General features: G+C 61.0%; 16 protein-coding genes. 5 read left to right on the top strand and 11 right to left on the bottom strand.

Features of this window, described 5'->3' with window-relative positions; all coding sequences use genetic code 11:
• Positions 1-62: 62 nt before the first annotated feature.
• The 5 genes from BLS41_RS06675 to uvrB all read right to left on the bottom strand — a co-directional run bounded on the left by BLS41_RS06675 (position 63) and on the right by uvrB (position 5,855).
• Complete coding sequence (locus tag BLS41_RS06675) at positions 63-1,469, bottom strand: 4Fe-4S binding protein (RefSeq protein WP_074763577.1); 1,407 nt, start codon at positions 1,467-1,469, stop codon at positions 63-65.
• Positions 1,466-2,320, bottom strand: a complete 855-nt coding sequence (locus BLS41_RS06670; RefSeq protein WP_074763576.1) for an FTR1 family iron permease — start codon at positions 2,318-2,320, stop codon at positions 1,466-1,468. Before BLS41_RS06670 ends, BLS41_RS06675 begins: the two co-directional genes overlap by 4 nt.
• Before the next feature lie 78 nt (positions 2,321-2,398).
• On the bottom strand, positions 2,399-2,731 hold the full coding sequence (locus BLS41_RS06665; protein ID WP_074766332.1) for a cupredoxin domain-containing protein: 333 nt from the start codon (positions 2,729-2,731) through the stop codon (positions 2,399-2,401).
• A 126-nt stretch (positions 2,732-2,857) separates the two neighbouring features.
• Positions 2,858-3,406 (bottom strand): iron transporter, encoded by a 549-nt coding sequence (locus BLS41_RS06660; protein ID WP_074763575.1) that lies wholly within the window; start codon positions 3,404-3,406, stop codon positions 2,858-2,860.
• Between the two features lie 358 nt (positions 3,407-3,764).
• On the bottom strand, positions 3,765-5,855 hold the full coding sequence (gene uvrB, locus BLS41_RS06655) for an excinuclease ABC subunit UvrB (protein WP_074763574.1): 2,091 nt from the start codon (positions 5,853-5,855) through the stop codon (positions 3,765-3,767).
• A gap of 472 nt (positions 5,856-6,327) precedes the next feature.
• On the opposite strand from uvrB, the gene BLS41_RS06650 reads away from it, so the two are divergent.
• Positions 6,328-7,527 carry an amino acid aminotransferase gene (locus BLS41_RS06650; protein WP_074766330.1) on the top strand — a complete coding sequence of 400 codons (1,200 nt, stop codon included), beginning with the start codon at positions 6,328-6,330 and terminating at the stop codon, positions 7,525-7,527.
• A 133-nt stretch (positions 7,528-7,660) separates the two neighbouring features.
• Here BLS41_RS06650 and BLS41_RS06645 read toward each other — a convergent pair whose 3' ends face one another.
• Together BLS41_RS06645 and BLS41_RS06640 are read right to left on the bottom strand one after the other, a co-directional pair.
• Entirely contained in the window at positions 7,661-8,899 is a 1,239-nt protein-coding gene (locus tag BLS41_RS06645) for a DUF3734 domain-containing protein (protein WP_074763573.1), read from the bottom strand.
• Positions 8,900-8,909: 10 nt separating this feature from the next.
• Positions 8,910-9,707: a 3-hydroxybutyrate dehydrogenase gene (locus BLS41_RS06640; protein WP_074763572.1), complete on the bottom strand. Its 798-nt coding sequence runs from the start codon at positions 9,705-9,707 to the stop codon at positions 8,910-8,912.
• A 224-nt stretch (positions 9,708-9,931) separates the two neighbouring features.
• On the opposite strand from BLS41_RS06640, the gene BLS41_RS06635 reads away from it, so the two are divergent.
• Both BLS41_RS06635 and BLS41_RS06630 read left to right on the top strand, forming a co-directional pair.
• The gene (locus tag BLS41_RS06635; RefSeq protein WP_074763571.1) at positions 9,932-10,903 is read left to right on the top strand and encodes a potassium channel beta subunit family protein; all 972 of its coding nucleotides are present in this window, start codon (positions 9,932-9,934) and stop codon (positions 10,901-10,903) included.
• Positions 10,904-11,158: 255 nt separating this feature from the next.
• Positions 11,159-12,004: a 23S rRNA (adenine(2030)-N(6))-methyltransferase RlmJ gene (locus BLS41_RS06630; protein ID WP_074763570.1), complete on the top strand. Its 846-nt coding sequence runs from the start codon at positions 11,159-11,161 to the stop codon at positions 12,002-12,004.
• An 85-nt stretch (positions 12,005-12,089) separates the two neighbouring features.
• Here BLS41_RS06630 and BLS41_RS06625 read toward each other — a convergent pair whose 3' ends face one another.
• The 4 genes from BLS41_RS06625 to cueR form a co-directional block, all read right to left on the bottom strand.
• Positions 12,090-13,136, bottom strand: coding sequence for an ABC transporter substrate-binding protein (locus BLS41_RS06625; protein ID WP_074763569.1), 1,047 nt, complete (start codon positions 13,134-13,136; stop codon positions 12,090-12,092).
• Between the two features lie 260 nt (positions 13,137-13,396).
• Positions 13,397-13,741, bottom strand: coding sequence for a hypothetical protein (locus BLS41_RS06620; RefSeq protein ID WP_074763568.1), 345 nt, complete (start codon positions 13,739-13,741; stop codon positions 13,397-13,399).
• Between the two features lie 237 nt (positions 13,742-13,978).
• Positions 13,979-14,125, bottom strand: a complete 147-nt coding sequence (locus BLS41_RS06615; RefSeq protein WP_074763567.1) for a DUF3563 family protein — start codon at positions 14,123-14,125, stop codon at positions 13,979-13,981.
• Between the two features lie 310 nt (positions 14,126-14,435).
• The gene (cueR, locus tag BLS41_RS06610) at positions 14,436-14,867 is read right to left on the bottom strand and encodes a Cu(I)-responsive transcriptional regulator (RefSeq protein WP_074763566.1); all 432 of its coding nucleotides are present in this window, start codon (positions 14,865-14,867) and stop codon (positions 14,436-14,438) included.
• A gap of 123 nt (positions 14,868-14,990) precedes the next feature.
• On the opposite strand from cueR, the gene BLS41_RS06605 reads away from it, so the two are divergent.
• On the top strand, positions 14,991-15,221 hold the full coding sequence (locus tag BLS41_RS06605) for a heavy-metal-associated domain-containing protein (RefSeq protein WP_074763565.1): 231 nt from the start codon (positions 14,991-14,993) through the stop codon (positions 15,219-15,221).
• A gap of 34 nt (positions 15,222-15,255) precedes the next feature.
• Positions 15,256-16,197 carry a dTDP-4-dehydrorhamnose reductase family protein gene (locus BLS41_RS06600; protein ID WP_074763564.1) on the top strand — a complete coding sequence of 314 codons (942 nt, stop codon included), beginning with the start codon at positions 15,256-15,258 and terminating at the stop codon, positions 16,195-16,197.
• Position 16,198: the final 1 nt, after the last annotated feature.

The raw sequence follows: 16,198 nt of genomic DNA, 5'->3' as shown, positions 1-16,198 counted from the left end.
GGATGAAATCATCTCCACGGCTTTTTTTATGCGGCGCGCCAGTTCATGCAAGGCTTAAAGGCTTACTTCCCTGACCAGCCCCAGAACATCAACCACCACGCGCTATCGACCACCGCCAACGCTGCGAGGAACCACACCATCGCGAGACCGCGTTGAACGAATCGTTCGCTGTAGCGACGTGTGACCAGCCACGCGAGCCACGCACTCCACAGGTTCGCAATCGCGAGAATTGCAATGCGCATGTCCGACGCCCACCACAGCGATACATGCTCGGCGCGCAGCAACGACAACGTCGTCGCCGACAAACCAAGAAACACGCCAGTACCGGCAATCGGAATCAACGCCTGCGTCAGATGATGCAGACGCACGGCGTTAAAGCGACCGAGCATGCGCGTCGCGCCCATCAGCAGCACCAGCAGCGTCGTGCCGTACACCAGCGCGGTCGCGAGGATGTAGCCGATCACCATCGTGCCGTCGAGCCACGAAAACACGTCGTTCTGTTCGGGGTAATGCGTGAACAGGAACCACGGCGCGTTGGTATCGAGTGGCCACAGGATGTTGTGATCGACCAGCCAGTTGGCGAAGAACATCTTCAGGTCGACGAACCAGCGCGAAGCGGTCCAGTGGAACGCGCCGATCGCGATGCCCAGCAAGCCGTACAGAATCAGCGCGGTGTCCCACGGATTCGCCTGCTTGTCGCCGAGCTGCACCACTTCCGACGACGGCTTGCGCCACGTCAGCGCCACTGCGTCGCGGTGACCGCTGCAACGGCCGCACATATGGCAGTCCGACGCGCCCTTCATATTGCGCAACGGCACCAGCGGCGCGCAGTTGATCGGGATCACGCGATGCCCATGCTCACCGTTCTTGTACGAGCGGCGCCAAGCGTCTTCATCGACCTTGTAGTGGAACGGCGCGAGCCGCGCCAGAAGCGAAAAAACCCCGTTGACGGGGCAGAGATATTTGCACCAGACGCGTTTCTCCCGCCCGTACAGCAAACCGATGATGATCGCCGCGAAGGTCGATCCGCCCAGCACCAACAACACCGCTTTCGGATACTGGTAGACGCTCACCATCTGACCGTAGATCGTCGTGATGCCGAACGCGACGAACGGCCAGCCGCCCCAGCGCATCCAGCGCGGAATCGCCCAGCCGCGGCCGAATTTGCTGGCGAACTCGGCGAGCGCGCCCTCTGGACACAGCACGCCGCACCACACTCGACCGAGCATCACCATCGACAGCAGCACGAACGGCCACCAGATGCCCCAGAACACGAACTGCGCGGCGAGCGTCAGGTTGTTCCAGAGATGCGCGGTATCGTCCGGCAGCGGCATCACCGCCGGGACGATGATCAGGAACGCGTACACCGCCACCACGACCCATTGAATGCCGCGGATCACGGCGCCGTGACGCTGCATCCACTGCCCTGCCGCCGCGAGGCGGCCCGGACGGGTCATCACGGTGCTCATGCTGCGCGCCCTGCCGCCTGCTGCGCCGGCTTGCTGTTCTTACGGTTGGCGCGGCGCACCAGCAGGTAGACGACCGCCCAGTAGACCGCGTAAGCAATCAGGTTCATCAGCGCGGGATGCGCGCGATAACCTGTCAGCGTGGAAACCAGCGAGCCGAAGGTGCTGGAGTCGTCGAGCAGCGCCGACGAATTCCATACCTGGTCGATGATGGTCGGCAGGATTTCCTTGTCGATCAGCTTGTCGACACCGGTCTGGAACAGCCCCGCGCCGAGGAACAGCAGCATGAATTCAGTGACACGGAAAAACAGGCGCCACGAGAAAATCTTGCCGCCCAGTTGCAGCACGTAGAAGGTCAGGAACGCGAGGCCCAGGCCGAGCACGACGGCGAGCATCTGGCTGCCGTCCACGTGACCCGACTGGCCGAAACCGAGGCCGTACAGGAAGATCACCGTTTCGCTGCCCTCGCGCGCGATCGCCAGAGCGACCAGCAACGCAACGCCCCACCAGTTCGAATCGCGCTTGCTCTTTTGCAGCGACTGTTCCATGTCGCGCTTGAGGGTGCGGCCATGCTGCTTCATCCACAGCACCATCTGCACGATCAGCACACAGGCGACCAGCACCATCGCGGTCTGGAAATAATCCTGCGCGTCGCCGGACAGCACTTCCGTGAAGCCGACCAGCGCAGCGCCCAGCGCTACTGCCGCAATCAGCCCGGCCGCGACACCGCCCCACAGGTACGGCAAACCGCGGCGCGCATCGTCGTCGCCATTTTTCAACCACGCATACAGGATGCCGACGACCAGCAACGCCTCGACACTTTCCCGCCACACGACGAACAGAATCTGACCCATTCCAAGCTCTCCCTTCGATCCTTCTACTGCCTGTGCGAACGCGCCGCCACTCCCGGGCCGGCGCTCGCATTCAGGCCATTACTTCGCGACGATCACGCCCTGCGCCTGCTGGTGAAAATCGTCGAAAAACTTGTATTCGCCCGGCTCCAGAGGAGCAATCACGACGAACGAATCCGCGCCCGGCGCCAACACCTTTTCTTTGCGCAACTGGACGCTTTCGAATTCGGCCGCGCCCTTGCCGGTGTTGCGCACTTCGATCTTGATACGCTGCCCCGCCGGCACTTCGATGCGGGCCGGGTTCAGCTTGCCGTCGTTCATTTCCAGCTTGAAGGTCGGCAGGTCCGCTGCGTGAGCTGCGCCCGCCAGCAAAGCCGTGGCGGCAAACATCGCGATCTTTCGGTTGATTCTCATTAGCCCTTCCGGAAAACGCGGCGCGACGAAGATGACCACCCGCGCGCCGCCTGCTGCATTGACTCAATCACTTATTTGCCGACGCCTCGCAGTGAACTCACGCGGCGAAGCACGGCAATGCGACGATCAGTACCCGCCCTTCTTGCCGATGCCGGCGAAGGTGAAATCGTATTCGAGCGTGATCGGCTTGAACCACGGACCCACGCCGGTTTCCTTGTCGACGTGACGGCCGAAAGCCATGTGGCCCATCTGCATCGGCGGTTCGACGATCATCTTCAGGTGATACTTGCCCGGGCCTTCCAGCTTGACGTTGTCGCCGTAGTGCGGGCCGTCGTTCGCGACCATCGGCATCAGGTCGCCCTTCTGCACGTTCTTCGAGCCAACCTTGTTCAGTTCGTAATGCACTTGCAGATACGGCATCCAGTCGCCTTCGGCGAAACCGGTCGGGTTGTTCTTGACCGCGTGAATGTCGGTTTCGAGGTGAACGTCCGAATCCGATGCCTTGCGCATCATGCCTTCCGGCTCCATCGTGATCGGCTGCAGATAGACCACGCCGATTTCCATGCCGCCGTGAATCTGCTGCTTGGCGATCGGGTATTCCGCCGCCGAAGCCGACAAGGTCGCCACTGCGGCGACCGCAGCGGCGCTACCACGCACAAATGAAGAAATTCGCATTGAAACTCCTTGTTTTTTTATCAGACTGGATCAAACCCATTGGAACAGTTGGTGCGCATGCCTGTGCGCAGGGTCCCACCGTCCTTAATCGGGCGATCGACCGTCCGCAAACCGCATACATGAAACGTTAATGCGAACCATTCTCAATATTGGCGGAGTTTATCACCGATCCTTGGGGAGAACAAATTGCGAAACTCGCAAAGCCTTGTCGCAAAAGGGTCTTAAGGTTGTTTTAAGGAAGCGCGTGTGGAACGGCACACCGGTGACGCCCAACGCGGCCAGGCAGGGAACCGGCTGGAATTGACAAGGGCGCGGCAGATCGCCACGCCCGTGGGAGAAGGAAATATCAGATGACGTGTCAGACGCCGGAAACGTGATCGCCGACATTCGCGCCAAACACGCGCTGGCGCAGCAACGCCAACTGGTCGCGAGTCTGGGCTGCTTTTTCGAATTCCAGATTCTTGGCGTGCTCCATCATCTGCTTTTCGAGGCGCTTCAGTTCCTTTGCGAGTTGCTTCTCGGACATGTCCTCGAATTTCGCGCGGGTCTGCTGCTCCTTGAGTTCGGCACGCGCGTCGTCGACGTTGTACACACCGTCGATAATGTCGCGAATCCGCTTGACAACCCCACGCGGCGTAATGCCGTTCGCAACATTGAACGCGATCTGTTTGGTGCGCCGCCGCTCGGTTTCGTCGATGGCGCGGCGCATCGAATCCGTGATCTTGTCGCCGTACAGAATCGCCTTGCCGTTCACGTTACGCGCCGCCCGGCCGATGGTCTGGATCAGCGAGCGCTCGGCGCGCAGGAAGCCTTCCTTGTCCGCGTCGAGAATCGCGACCAGCGACACTTCCGGAATATCCAGCCCTTCACGCAGCAGGTTAATCCCGACCAGCACGTCGAACGTGCCCAGCCGCAGATCGCGGATGATCTCGACCCGCTCCACCGTGTCGATGTCGCTATGCAGATAGCGCACCTTCACGCCGTGGTCGGCGAGAAATTCGGTTAGCTGCTCGGCCATGCGCTTGGTCAGCACGGTGACCAGCACGCGGTCGCCGACCTTGACGCGCTCGTTGATCTCGCCGAGCACGTCGTCGACCTGACTGCGTGCGGGGCGCACCTCGATTTCCGGGTCGACGAGACCGGTTGGCCGCACCAGCTGTTCGGCCACCTGCCCGGCGGTTTTCTTTTCGTAATCGGCGGGCGTGGCGGAGACGAACACGATCTGGCGCATCTTCCGCTCAAACTCGTTGAACTTCAGCGGCCGGTTGTCGAGCGCGGACGGCAGGCGGAAGCCGTAGTCGACCAGGTTCTCTTTACGCGCGCGGTCGCCGTTGTACATGCCGTTCAACTGGCCGATCAACACGTGCGATTCATCGAGCATCATGATCGCGTCCGACGGCAGGTAGTCGACCAGCGTCGGCGGCGGCTCGCCCGGAGCCGCGCCAGAAAAGTGCCGCGAATAGTTTTCGATGCCCTTGCAGAAGCCCAACTCCTGAAGCATTTCCAGATCGAAACGCGTGCGCTGTTCGAGCCGCTGCGCTTCGACAAGTTTTCCGTCGCTATAAAAGAATTCGAGCCGCTCGCGCAGTTCGTTCTTGATCGTTTCGACCGCGCGCACCACGGTGTCGCGCGGCGTCACATAGTGCGAAGACGGATAAACCGTGAAACGCGGAATCTTCTGCCGCACGCGACCCGTAAGCGGATCGAACAGTTGCAGCGTCTCGACTTCGTCGTCGAACAACTCGACGCGCACCGCCATTTCGGCATGCTCGGCCGGAAAAATGTCGATCGTGTCGCCGCGCACGCGGAACGAGCCGCGCTGGAAGTCGGCTTCGTTGCGGTTGTATTGCATCGCGATCAGCCGCGCGATGATGTCGCGCTGGCCGAGCTTGTCGCCGGTGCGCAGCGTCAGAATCATCTGATGGTATTCGGACGGGTTGCCGATACCGTAAATCGCCGACACGGTCGCGACGATCACCACGTCGCGCCGTTCCATCAGGCTCTTGGTGGCCGACAGGCGCATCTGCTCGATATGCTCGTTGATCGACGAGTCCTTTTCGATGAACAGGTCGCGCTGCGGCACATATGCTTCCGGCTGGTAGTAGTCGTAGTACGACACGAAGTACTCGACCGCGTTGCGCGGAAAGAACTCGCGGAACTCCGAATAAAGCTGCGCGGCGAGCGTCTTGTTCGGCGCGAACACGATAGCCGGACGGCCGAGACGCGCGATCGTGTTCGCCATCGTGAAAGTCTTGCCCGAGCCGGTTACGCCGAGCAGCGTCTGGAACGCGAGACCGTCCTCGACGCCTTCGACGAGCGTGGCGATTGCCGTGGGCTGGTCGCCGGCGGGCGGGTACGGCTGGTACAACTGGAACGGCGAGCCTTCGAACGTCGCGAATTTGGATTCGTCGAGCGTGTCTTCGGCTTCAGTCAGATGTTGTTCGGACATGGGGACGGCGCGGGCCTTGGGCAAAGAATCATTCTAACGGGTTGCGGGAAACGCGGATCGGGCCAGGATTTGCAGCTTTCCAGACCTTTGCGCGGGGTGACTGCCGGCCGGCGCAAACCACACGCTCTGGCCCTTTGCATGAACAGTCCGTTTCTTTTGCTCGCGGGTTCGCGGCGCTTGCATTCTGAACGTTATTTGCACGGCGGAACGCACGCGACGGCCTTCGCCGGGCATTTTCCACGCCGATCCGCTCAAGCCACATGACGCCAGAGTGCCTGTTTTTCAAGCAAATAATTCCCTTCTGCGAACCGAGTCGTCCGAAAAATGCGCGCGGATTCGTTACAATGCGAAGTTGCGCTCGCTCGCCGCCGTCCGTCACCTGACCTGCGTTTTGCGTCATACCCGTCAGGCTGGGCCGCTCGCGCTCGATGCCGCCTTCTTTGCCCTCTTCCCACTACTGCTGCCACCCATCATGTCTCTGTTCTCCGCCGTCGAACTTGCTCCCCGCGACCCGATTCTGGGCCTGAACGAAGCCTTCAACGCCGATGCACGTCCCACCAAGGTCAACTTGGGCGTTGGCGTGTACTTCAACGAAGAAGGCAAGATTCCGCTGCTGCGCGCTGTCCGCGATGCTGAAAAGGCTCGCGTCGAAGCTGCGCTGCCGCGCGGTTACCTGCCGATCGAAGGCATCGCCGCTTACGATGCAGCCGTGCAAACGCTGCTGCTCGGCAACGACTCGCCGCTGCTCGCAGCAGGCCGCGTCGTGACGGCACAGGCTCTGGGCGGCACGGGCGCGCTGAAGATCGGCGCAGATTTCCTGAAGCGTCTGAACCCGAATGGCAAGGTCGCGATCAGCGACCCGAGCTGGGAAAACCACCGCGCGCTGTTCGAAAGTGCAGGTTTCGAAGTCGTGTCGTACCCGTACTACGACGCGAAGACGCATGGCGTGAACTTCGAAGGCATGCTGGCCGCGCTGAACGGCTACGCGGCGGGCACGGTTGTCGTGCTGCACGCCTGCTGCCATAACCCGACCGGCGTCGACCTCTCCGTCGACCAATGGAAGCAGATCGTCGAAGTCGTGAAGGCGCGCAATCTGGTGCCGTTCCTCGACATCGCGTATCAGGGTTTCGGCGACAACATCGAATCGGACGCTGCAGCAGTTCGCCTGTTCGCTGCATCGGAACTGAACGTGTTCGTGTCGTCGTCGTTCTCGAAGTCGTTCTCGCTGTACGGCGAACGGATCGGCGCGCTGTCGATCATCACTGCGAGCAAGGAAGAATCGGCCCGCGTGCTGTCGCAACTGAAGCGCGTGATCCGCACGAACTACTCGAACCCGCCGACGCATGGCGGCTCGGTGGTCGCAGCGGTGCTGGCTTCGCCGGAACTGCGCGCGACGTGGGAAGCGGAACTGGGCGAAATGCGCGATCGTATCCGCGCAATGCGTAACGGTCTGGTCGAGCGCCTGAAGGCAAGCGGCGTGGATCGCGACTTCAGCTTCGTGAATGCACAACGCGGCATGTTCTCGTACTCGGGTCTGACGGCTCCGCAAGTGGATCGTCTGCGTGAAGAGTTCGGCATTTACGCGGTGGGCACGGGCCGTATCTGCGTGGCTGCGCTGAACACGCGCAACCTCGACGTGGTGGCTAACGCGATTGCCCACGTGCTGAAGTAATTGTTTGTTTGAGCGAGAGCGGGAGGTAGTTGCCTGCTCTGCTGAAAACGCCTGTAGAAACGGCGCCCTGTCTGACGAAAGGGCGCCGTTTTTTGTTAACTAAACTTCGCGGACAATTTTAGTTAGCCCGACTTCAACGCGAATCGCGATGAATGTCGTGCGTGACAAAACCTGCGTCGTTATCGGGCATGTCGAGCCAGTCAGGATGCGCAAGCGAGTGGCGAATATCCTCCAGCCCGCTTTGCCAATGTTCGCGCATGGTCGACAAGCCGAACTGGAAGTCCTTGTAGTGCCCCTCGTACTCCTTGTGCCGGTAGATGAGGTGAATCACGTTGTAGCGCTTCGAGCACGCGAGGTCTTCGGCCAGCTTGCACCACGGATCTTCACGCCCTTCGGCGGCCACCCGCTCCAGCACCTCGCGCAGCACGTGCCTGAAACGTTGCGACCGCTGCAGCATATCGGTCACGAGGCGTGTACGGCTCGAATACTGGATGTCCTTCATGCGCCCCTGGACGTCGGTGATGTTGTCCGGCACCGGTCCGATCGCGCTCCACAAATCGACCTGAAATGCGAGCGTGTCGCGACGCGGCGTGGATTGAATCACCTCGTAGAGCGGCGTATTCGACATCAAACCGCCGTCCCAGTAATACTGGCCGTCGATCTCAACCGCCGCGAAGCCCGGCGGCAACGCGCCCGACGCCATGAAATGCTCGGGCCTCAGCGTCGTGTGTGTGTTGTCGAAGTACGCAAAGTTGCCGGTGCCGCAATTGACCGCGCCCACCGACACGCGCATTTCCTTCGAGTTGATCCGGTCGAAATCGCACAACGCTTCGAGCGTGGCCTTCAGCGGCGTGGTGTCGTAATAACTGGCCATTTGCGGCGGCCCGGACACCGTGGGCAACGGCGGCGGGAAGCGCGGCACGAAAAAGCCCTTCTGCCCTTCGATGATCGCGCCCATTGCCTGGGTTGCCGTGAACGCTTTGCGCACGGCTTCGCTGGAGTTGAACAGCGCATGCTCGATGAAAGCCGGCAACGGCGGCCCGAACGCGGGCTGGCAGATCGTCTCCCAGAATTGCAGCAGCCGCTCGACGCGCTTTTCCGGTGGATTACCGGCAATGATCGCCGTATTCAATGCGCCGATCGAAATGCCCGCCAGCCAGTTCGGCTCGATGCCGGCCTCGTAAAGGCCCTGAAAGACGCCAGCCTGATAGGCGCCCAATGCGCCGCCGCCTTGCAGCATCAGCGCGACGGTTTCGTAGTTGGGCAAATGAAGGTGCCGCCCCGGGCGTGAGGCGGTGGCCGGTCCTGCGCCCTCGCCCTCCCCGTCGCCGGGCGCGCCCACGCGCGCCCGCTTGAGATTGCGTTGCGCCATGGGTGCCCCCTTATTGCATGTACCAGCCGTGGCTCACAATAAAGGACTGGCCGGTCAGCGCCGCCGTCGGGAATGTGGACAGGAACAGCACCGTCTGCGCGACGTCTTCCACCGTGGTGAAAATGCCGTCGACCGTGCCGCCCAGCATCACGCGCTTGATCACGTCTTCTTCGCTGATGCCGAGTTCTTTAGCCTGCTCGGGGATCTGCTTGTCGACGAGCGGCGTGCGCACGAAACCCGGACACACCACATGCGAGCGCACGTTGTGCTTCGCGCCTTCTTTCGCCAGCACGCGCGACAGGCCGAGCAACGCGTGTTTCGCCGTCACGTACGCGGACTTCAGCGGCGACGCTTCATGCGAATGGACCGAACCCATGTAGATCACGATGCCGCCGCGATCGTCCTTGTACATATGCTTGAGCGCGGCTTTCGTGGTCAGGAACGCGCCGTCCACGTGAATGGCCTGCATTTTCTTCCAGTCGGAAAACGAATAGTTTTCGATCGGATTGACGATCTGGATGCCGGCGTTGGAAATGAGAATGTCGACCGAGCCGAGTTCGGCCACGACTTTGTCGATGCCCTGATTGACGGCATCTTCGTTCGTCACGTCCATGGCCACACCGATTGCCTTACCGCCGCCTTTCGTGATTTCTTCGGCAACAGCGTTCGCGCCGTCCTGGTTCAGGTCGGCGATGGCGACCGCTGCGCCGGCTGCGGAAAGAGTCAGCGCGATCTGCTTGCCGATGCCGCTTGCCGCGCCGGTGACCACGGCGACCTTGCCATTCAGATTCGTGTTCGTAGACGACATTCAGAACCTCCATGCAGTTGATAAGCAATGAGACCACGGAACCGCAAGCGACGTGAAGTCAGCCAGACGGCATAGGCCATCCAGCCGAATGCTGCATTGCGGCCAAGGCTGCTATTGTGCATGAACCCTGTGAACTCCAGAGGTAAAACGCACATCGCGCGATATCTCATTAAACTGGACGTTTTCGGTGAAATTCCGGTGACATCAACAACAAGGAGGCATGCATGAATTATCGACGTCTGGGCCGCTCCGGCCTGCAAGTCAGCGAACTGTCCATCGGCTCGTGGGTCACCTACGGCAGCCAGGTGGACACTCACGCGGCGCGTGAATCGCTCGCCGCCGCGCGCGACGCCGGCGTCAATTTCTTCGACAACGCCGAGGCCTACGCAGGCGGCAAATCCGAAGAAATCATGGGTCAGGCTTTGAAAGAGCTGGCGTGGCCGCGCGTGAGCTATGTGGTGTCGACGAAATTCTTCTGGGGTCTCAATGAAGCGCCGAACCAGTACCACACGCTGAACCGCAAATACCTGCTGAACGCAATCGACGCTTCGCTCAAACGGCTGCAACTCGATTATGTCGACCTGGCGTTCTGCCATCGTCCCGATCCGAATACGCCGATCGAAGAAACGGTCTGGGCGATGAGCGACATGATCACGCGCGGCAAGGCGCTGTACTGGGGCACCTCCGAATGGAGCGCCGACGAGATCCGCGCCGCGTATGAGGTCGCCGAGCGGCATCATCTGCACAAGCCGGTGATGGAACAGCCGCAATACAACCTGTTCAATCGCAAGCGCGTCGAGGAAGAGTACAAACGGCTTTATGAGGACCTCGGCCTCGGGCTGACCACGTGGAGTCCGCTGGCGTCCGGCCTGCTCACCGGCAAATATCGCAGCGGCGTGCCCGCCGACAGCCGCGCGCAGTTGCAGGGCTACGACTGGCTGCGCAACATGGTCACTGATGCGGGCAGGAACAACACAGTCGGCAGGCTCGGCGAAGTGGCGGACGAATTGGGCTGCACGATCGGCCAACTGGCAATCGGCTGGATCCTGAAGAACCCGAACGTCAGCACGGTGATTACCGGCGCGTCGCGAGTCGAACAGATCGGCGAGAACATGAAGTCGATCGAGGTCGCGCAACGCATTACGCCGGAGATCAAGAAGCGGATCGAAGACATCATCGGCGACGCGTACGACTGATCCGTACGACTGACCGGATTTGCGTCGGAGCGCGTAGCATGGTTCGACGCGGCAACGCCGTGGAGTGACGCGAAACGGAGGTGGCGGCCCGCAAGGCGCACCTTCCGGCGGAACTTCCCGCAAAGCGCAACGCGGCGTCGCGTACAATACGCGACCGCGCTGCGCATCGGCGATGTTTGTCCGTCGCGCGGCCGTCCTGCACCGCACCGCCGCATCCGTCCGGACCGGCATGCTCTCTTTCAGCGTCTCCTCATCATGCTCAGCTACCGCCACGCCTTTCATGCAGGCAATCACGCCGACGTTCTGAAACACGCCGTCGTGTTGCAGCTCTTGCGCTACCTCGGCCAGAAGGACAAAGCCTACTGGTATATCGACACGCATGCGGGCGCCGGCGTTTATTCGCTGAGGGAAGGCTTCGCGATCAAGACCGGCGAGTTCCAGACCGGCATTGCCAAACTGTGGGAACGCAACGATCTGCCGCCGATCTTCGCCGATTACATCGAAGAAGTGAGCGCGTTGAATCCCGACGGCCAGTTGCGCTTTTATCCGGGCTCGCCGTACATCGCGTGGCGGCAACTGCGCGAACAGGACCGCATGCGTCTGTTCGAGCTGCACACCACCGAAATCGACGTATTGCGCCACAATTTCCGCGACGCGGGCCGTCGCGCCATGCTGTTCGCGGGCGACGGCTTCGACGGCATTATCAAGTTGCTGCCGCCGGCGCCGCGCCGCGCGCTGGTGCTGCTCGATCCGTCCTATGAAGACAAGCGCGATTACATGCGCACGTTTCGCTGTGTCGAAGAAAGTCTGAAGCGCTTTCCGACCGGCACTTATGCAGTCTGGTATCCGCAGGTGCGACGCCCGGAATCGCAGCGTTTTCCTGAGCAGTTGAAGAAACTGCAGGCGCGTAACTGGCTGCACGTGAGCCTGACCGTGAGCAACCCGCCGGCAGACGGCTTCGGGCTGTTCGGCAGCGGCATGTTCATTCTGAACCCGCCTTTTACGCTCGCGAAAGCGCTGAAGGAACAAATGCCTTGGCTCGTAAAAGCGCTCGGCGAAGACAAGGCTGCGGAATTCAAGGTCGAATATCGCGGCGATTGAGGTTCAGTCGTAAGTTGAAGGATGCGGCTTCGAACGCCCGGCCGCCGTCGCGCAGACGGCGCGCTGGAGCATACGCCGCCATCCTCTACTTGAATTGCGCCGCGGCCTTCTGGGCAAAGTCGTTCGTATAAGTCGCGTTCAGATCGATTTTCTTCGGATCGAGCGTGCTATCAAACGACGACAGCGCCCGCAATGAAGTCGCCGGGCCGTCCGCCGGCATCAAGCCATCCGGCGAATAGGCGTCACGTACATTGTGAAAAGCCTCGACATAAAGCGCCGAGTCGTTGAGCAGATAAGCCGGCGGCACCATCTTCAGCAGATCGGCGTCGCTTGCGGTCTGCAGCCAGCGGTTGGCGTGCACGATCGCGTTGGCTAACGCCTGCGTCGTCTTCGGATTCTTCTGAATGAACTGTTCCGACGCGTAGAGCGTCGCCGCGGGCATTGTCCCGCCGAATACCTCCTGCGTGCCCTTCACGGTTCGCGTATCGATCAGCACCCTGATTGCGCCACTACGCGTGAGTTTGGTCATCATCGGATCGACGTTGGAAAGCGCGTCGATCCGACCGCCGCTGACCGCCGCCAGCACCGTGGCGCCGCTGCCCACGCCGATCGCCGAAATTTCGTTGCGCTGCACGCCCGCTTTGCGCAAAGCCACGGTGAGAACGAGATCCGTCGACGAACCCGGCGCGCTCACGCCCACTTTCGCGCCCTTGAAGTCCGCCAGCGTCTTGAGTTGATCGGCCTTCGATTTCAGCACCGCGACCACGATCTGCGGTGCGCGGCCCATCAGCACGAATGCGCGGTAATGCTGTCCTTTTTCCTGCATGAACAACGTGTGCTCGAACGCGCCGGCGCCTACGTCCGCGCTGCCGCCCACCACCGCCTCCAGCGCCTTCGATCCCCCCGCGAAATCTTCGAGCGTGACGTCGAGGCCCTCCTCCTTGAAGTAGCCCAACTGCTGCGCAGCCAGCACCGGCAAATAGTAAAGACCCGGCAAGCCGCCCACGGCCAACGTTATCGCCGGCGTTTCCGGTACGTCCTTGGCGCGCGTGGCACCGGGTAGCGCGATGGCGACAAGTGTGAGCAGCGTCACGCAGGCGCGGGTAGCACGCCGCATCCTGAGAAGGGGCATCTGATATCTCCTTGTTCCTTTTTATTCGATGCGGCGGCACTGCACGATAGTCGTGGCGCGGAATGGCCAGCGACAAGCCGCGCCACGATTGTCGTCGGACGGTTTCGGCCGGGCCATTCGCCCAAACCCCAATGGCGTATGTCGAGCCACTTCACGCGTAATCACGCGGGCGCGCAGCGCCCGGGTGCCCGCCGTGTCATCGATGTTTTTAATAAAAGGAACGAGGAAAAAATCGGCGGGAGAATACGCGCCGCAGACTGTTACTGCGTGCGAGGTAGCGGACGCGGCTGGGGCCGTGGCGTCGAGCCGCCGCCAACCGGCACCTGGATATACGGCGCGACAACTACCGGTGTCGACGACTCAGGGGGCGCCAGTTCGGCGGGTGCAGCGATGGGCTGCGCGCCGACAATCGGCTGCCGCGAGAGCGGCCCGGTCTGCAGCATCGTGCCACCCTGACCGTCGTAAATTCCGCCCTGTGAATCGAGGATGACCGGCGCGCGCGTGCTATCCGACGCAGCGTACGCAGTGGACGCGACCAGAACCGTCGCCAGCGAAGCAGCGGAAGCCACGGCCAGAAAGGATTTAAGCGGACGGACAGGAGGCATAGGCGGACCGGTTTGGTTTGAAAATGCCGAATCGCGCGGACGACGGCGCGGCGAACATTTACCTTACCTCGACGTGAGCCAGGAGGCTAGTCGATATTCGCCACAACTAGCCGTCGGACGCCCAATTCAGTTTTCGAGGTCCAGATGTGACAAAGCCCCGCATTTGACGGGGCTTGACGCTTTACTGCAGTGGCCACGCAACATGCGCCGCCGGGTCAAACGTGATGCGGGCGAAACTTACAGCGAGTAGCCGTTGGTTTCCAGCGAGCGGATACGTTGTTCGAGCTGGACGATGTCCGACGACGAGGCCAGGTAGGCTTCACGGCGGTTACGCTCTGCAGTTTCAAACCAGGTGCTCAGCTTTTCAAGAATGTACGCAAACATGATGTTCTCCAAGGATCAGATTGAATCCCCGGTGAAGTTGGACATCAGGGATTTCCCGCAAAAGGGTTAACCCGAATTATAGCGTGATGGTGCAACCTTGCTAGTGAAATGCCCGCATGACGTGCATTCCGTTTTGGAATGGTGCACGCGTGTGGTGCGTGTAAGTTGTTGATTTAGCGCGATTCAGAATGCATTTTTAACGGAAATTGGTACTTCCCCAAATTTTTAAGCACAATATTGGTGCAAAAAAGGCAAGGTTGCGACAAATAGCATCCAAGGGTTGCACCTGCGTCCTTGTCAGCTACCAACGTTATCGATCATGGCATCCTGATTTCTCCAAATTGGCCTCTGAATCCGGATCGGCAAGACGTTCGATAATCGGGCAGTCTGGGCGGTCATCCCCGTGACAATGGTTTGCCAGATGGGCCAGCGTGTCGCGCATGTCCGTCAATTCGGCGATACGACGATCCAGTTCTGCCACATGTTCCAGCGCGATTCCCTTGACTTCGGCACTTGCGCGCGACCGGTCGTGCCACAGCGCCAGAAGACGTCGAATATCTTCGACCAGGAAACCCAGCCGACGGGCCTGCCGGATAAACCGCAGCGAATGCACCTCTTGAGGCCCGTATACGCGATAGCCCGCGCTCGTCCTCGCCTTTGCCGCCAGCAAACCCACGCTTTCGTAATAGCGGATCATCTTCGCCGTAACACCCGACATGCGCGCCGCTTCGCCGATATTCATGACTTTTCCTCAGAGTATGAATCGATCGTACACCTTCCCATAATGGGAAGGTCACGTACTCAAATACGGTTCGGCAGGCATAATTCAACTATCGCCATCTTGATTTCTCCCGAGACCAATCCAATGACCATCGAATTCCAGGTAGAAGGCATGAGCTGCCAGCATTGCGTCGCAGCCGTCACGAACGCGATTCGCGAACACGACGACACCGCCCAGGTTCAGGTGGATCTCGCGTCGGGGCGCGTGGTGGTCGATTCCACACAATCGGTCGACGCGCTGAAAGCCGCGATCGACGAAGCCGGCTACACCGTCAATGCCGTTGCGACCGGAGTCGCAGGCGACGCCGCCCATTAAGCGAAACTAAACGAAACAAGACGAGCCCCAGATCATGTTCAAGGTTGCCGTTATTGGCGCATCGGGCTTGCTCGGTCGCGCACTCGTCGACGAACTCGCACAGCAATCCGGCTGGCAAGTCGTTGCCACGGCGTTCAGCCGGCCAGGTCCGAATACGGTTGCGCTGGATATTCGCGACGCGCAGGCGGTCGAGCGGTTTGTCGAAACCGAAGCGCCTGACGCGCTGGTGATCGCTGCGGCAGAGCGTCGTCCGGACGTGTGCGAGCATGATCCGGCGCTTGCTCGCGCATTGAATGTCGACGCGGTGCGGACCCTCGCCGCAGCGGCCAACCGGCGCGGCGCGTGGACACTCTCCATTTCCACCGACTACGTGTTCGACGGCACCCACCCGCCCTACCAGCATGATTCCACGCCCGCGCCGCTCAACGCTTACGGACACAGCAAGCTCGAAGGCGAACGTGCGCTAATCGAGACAACCAGCCTCGGCTGTGTGCTGCGGTTGCCGCTGCTATACGGGCCTGTCGTCAGTTGGGCGGAATCGGCTGTTACCAGTCTCGTGCCGGCGATTGCCGCCTCGGCTTCCACGAACGGCGCTAACGACACCAGTGGCAAGCCCGCCGTCATGGACGCATGGGCGATCCGCTATCCCACCTTCACGCCCGACGTCGCCTTTGTGATCCGGCAAATGCTCGAACGGCATTCGCGCGGCGAAACGATCCGCGGCATTGTCCAATGGTCGGGCGACGAACCGATGACCAAGTACGAAATCGCCATACGTCTTGCCGACGCGCTGCAACTCGATGCGCACCTGGCGCCGCAACGCACGCCGACCGACACGACGCCCCGCCCACACAACTGCCACCTCGCTTCGGGCCAACTCGAGGTACTCGGGATCGGCCGCCGCACACCATTCGATACGGCGATCCGGCAGGTATTGGCTGCGCATCCATGGCGAGGCGAAACGCCGTCGACCTGAG

The sequence above is a fragment of the Paraburkholderia fungorum genome (genome assembly GCF_900099835.1).
In the GTDB taxonomy this organism is placed as follows: Bacteria; Pseudomonadota; Gammaproteobacteria; order Burkholderiales; family Burkholderiaceae; genus Paraburkholderia; species Paraburkholderia fungorum_A.
Note: the sequence above shows the minus strand (reverse complement) of the source record. Positions and strands in the feature narration are given on the sequence as shown.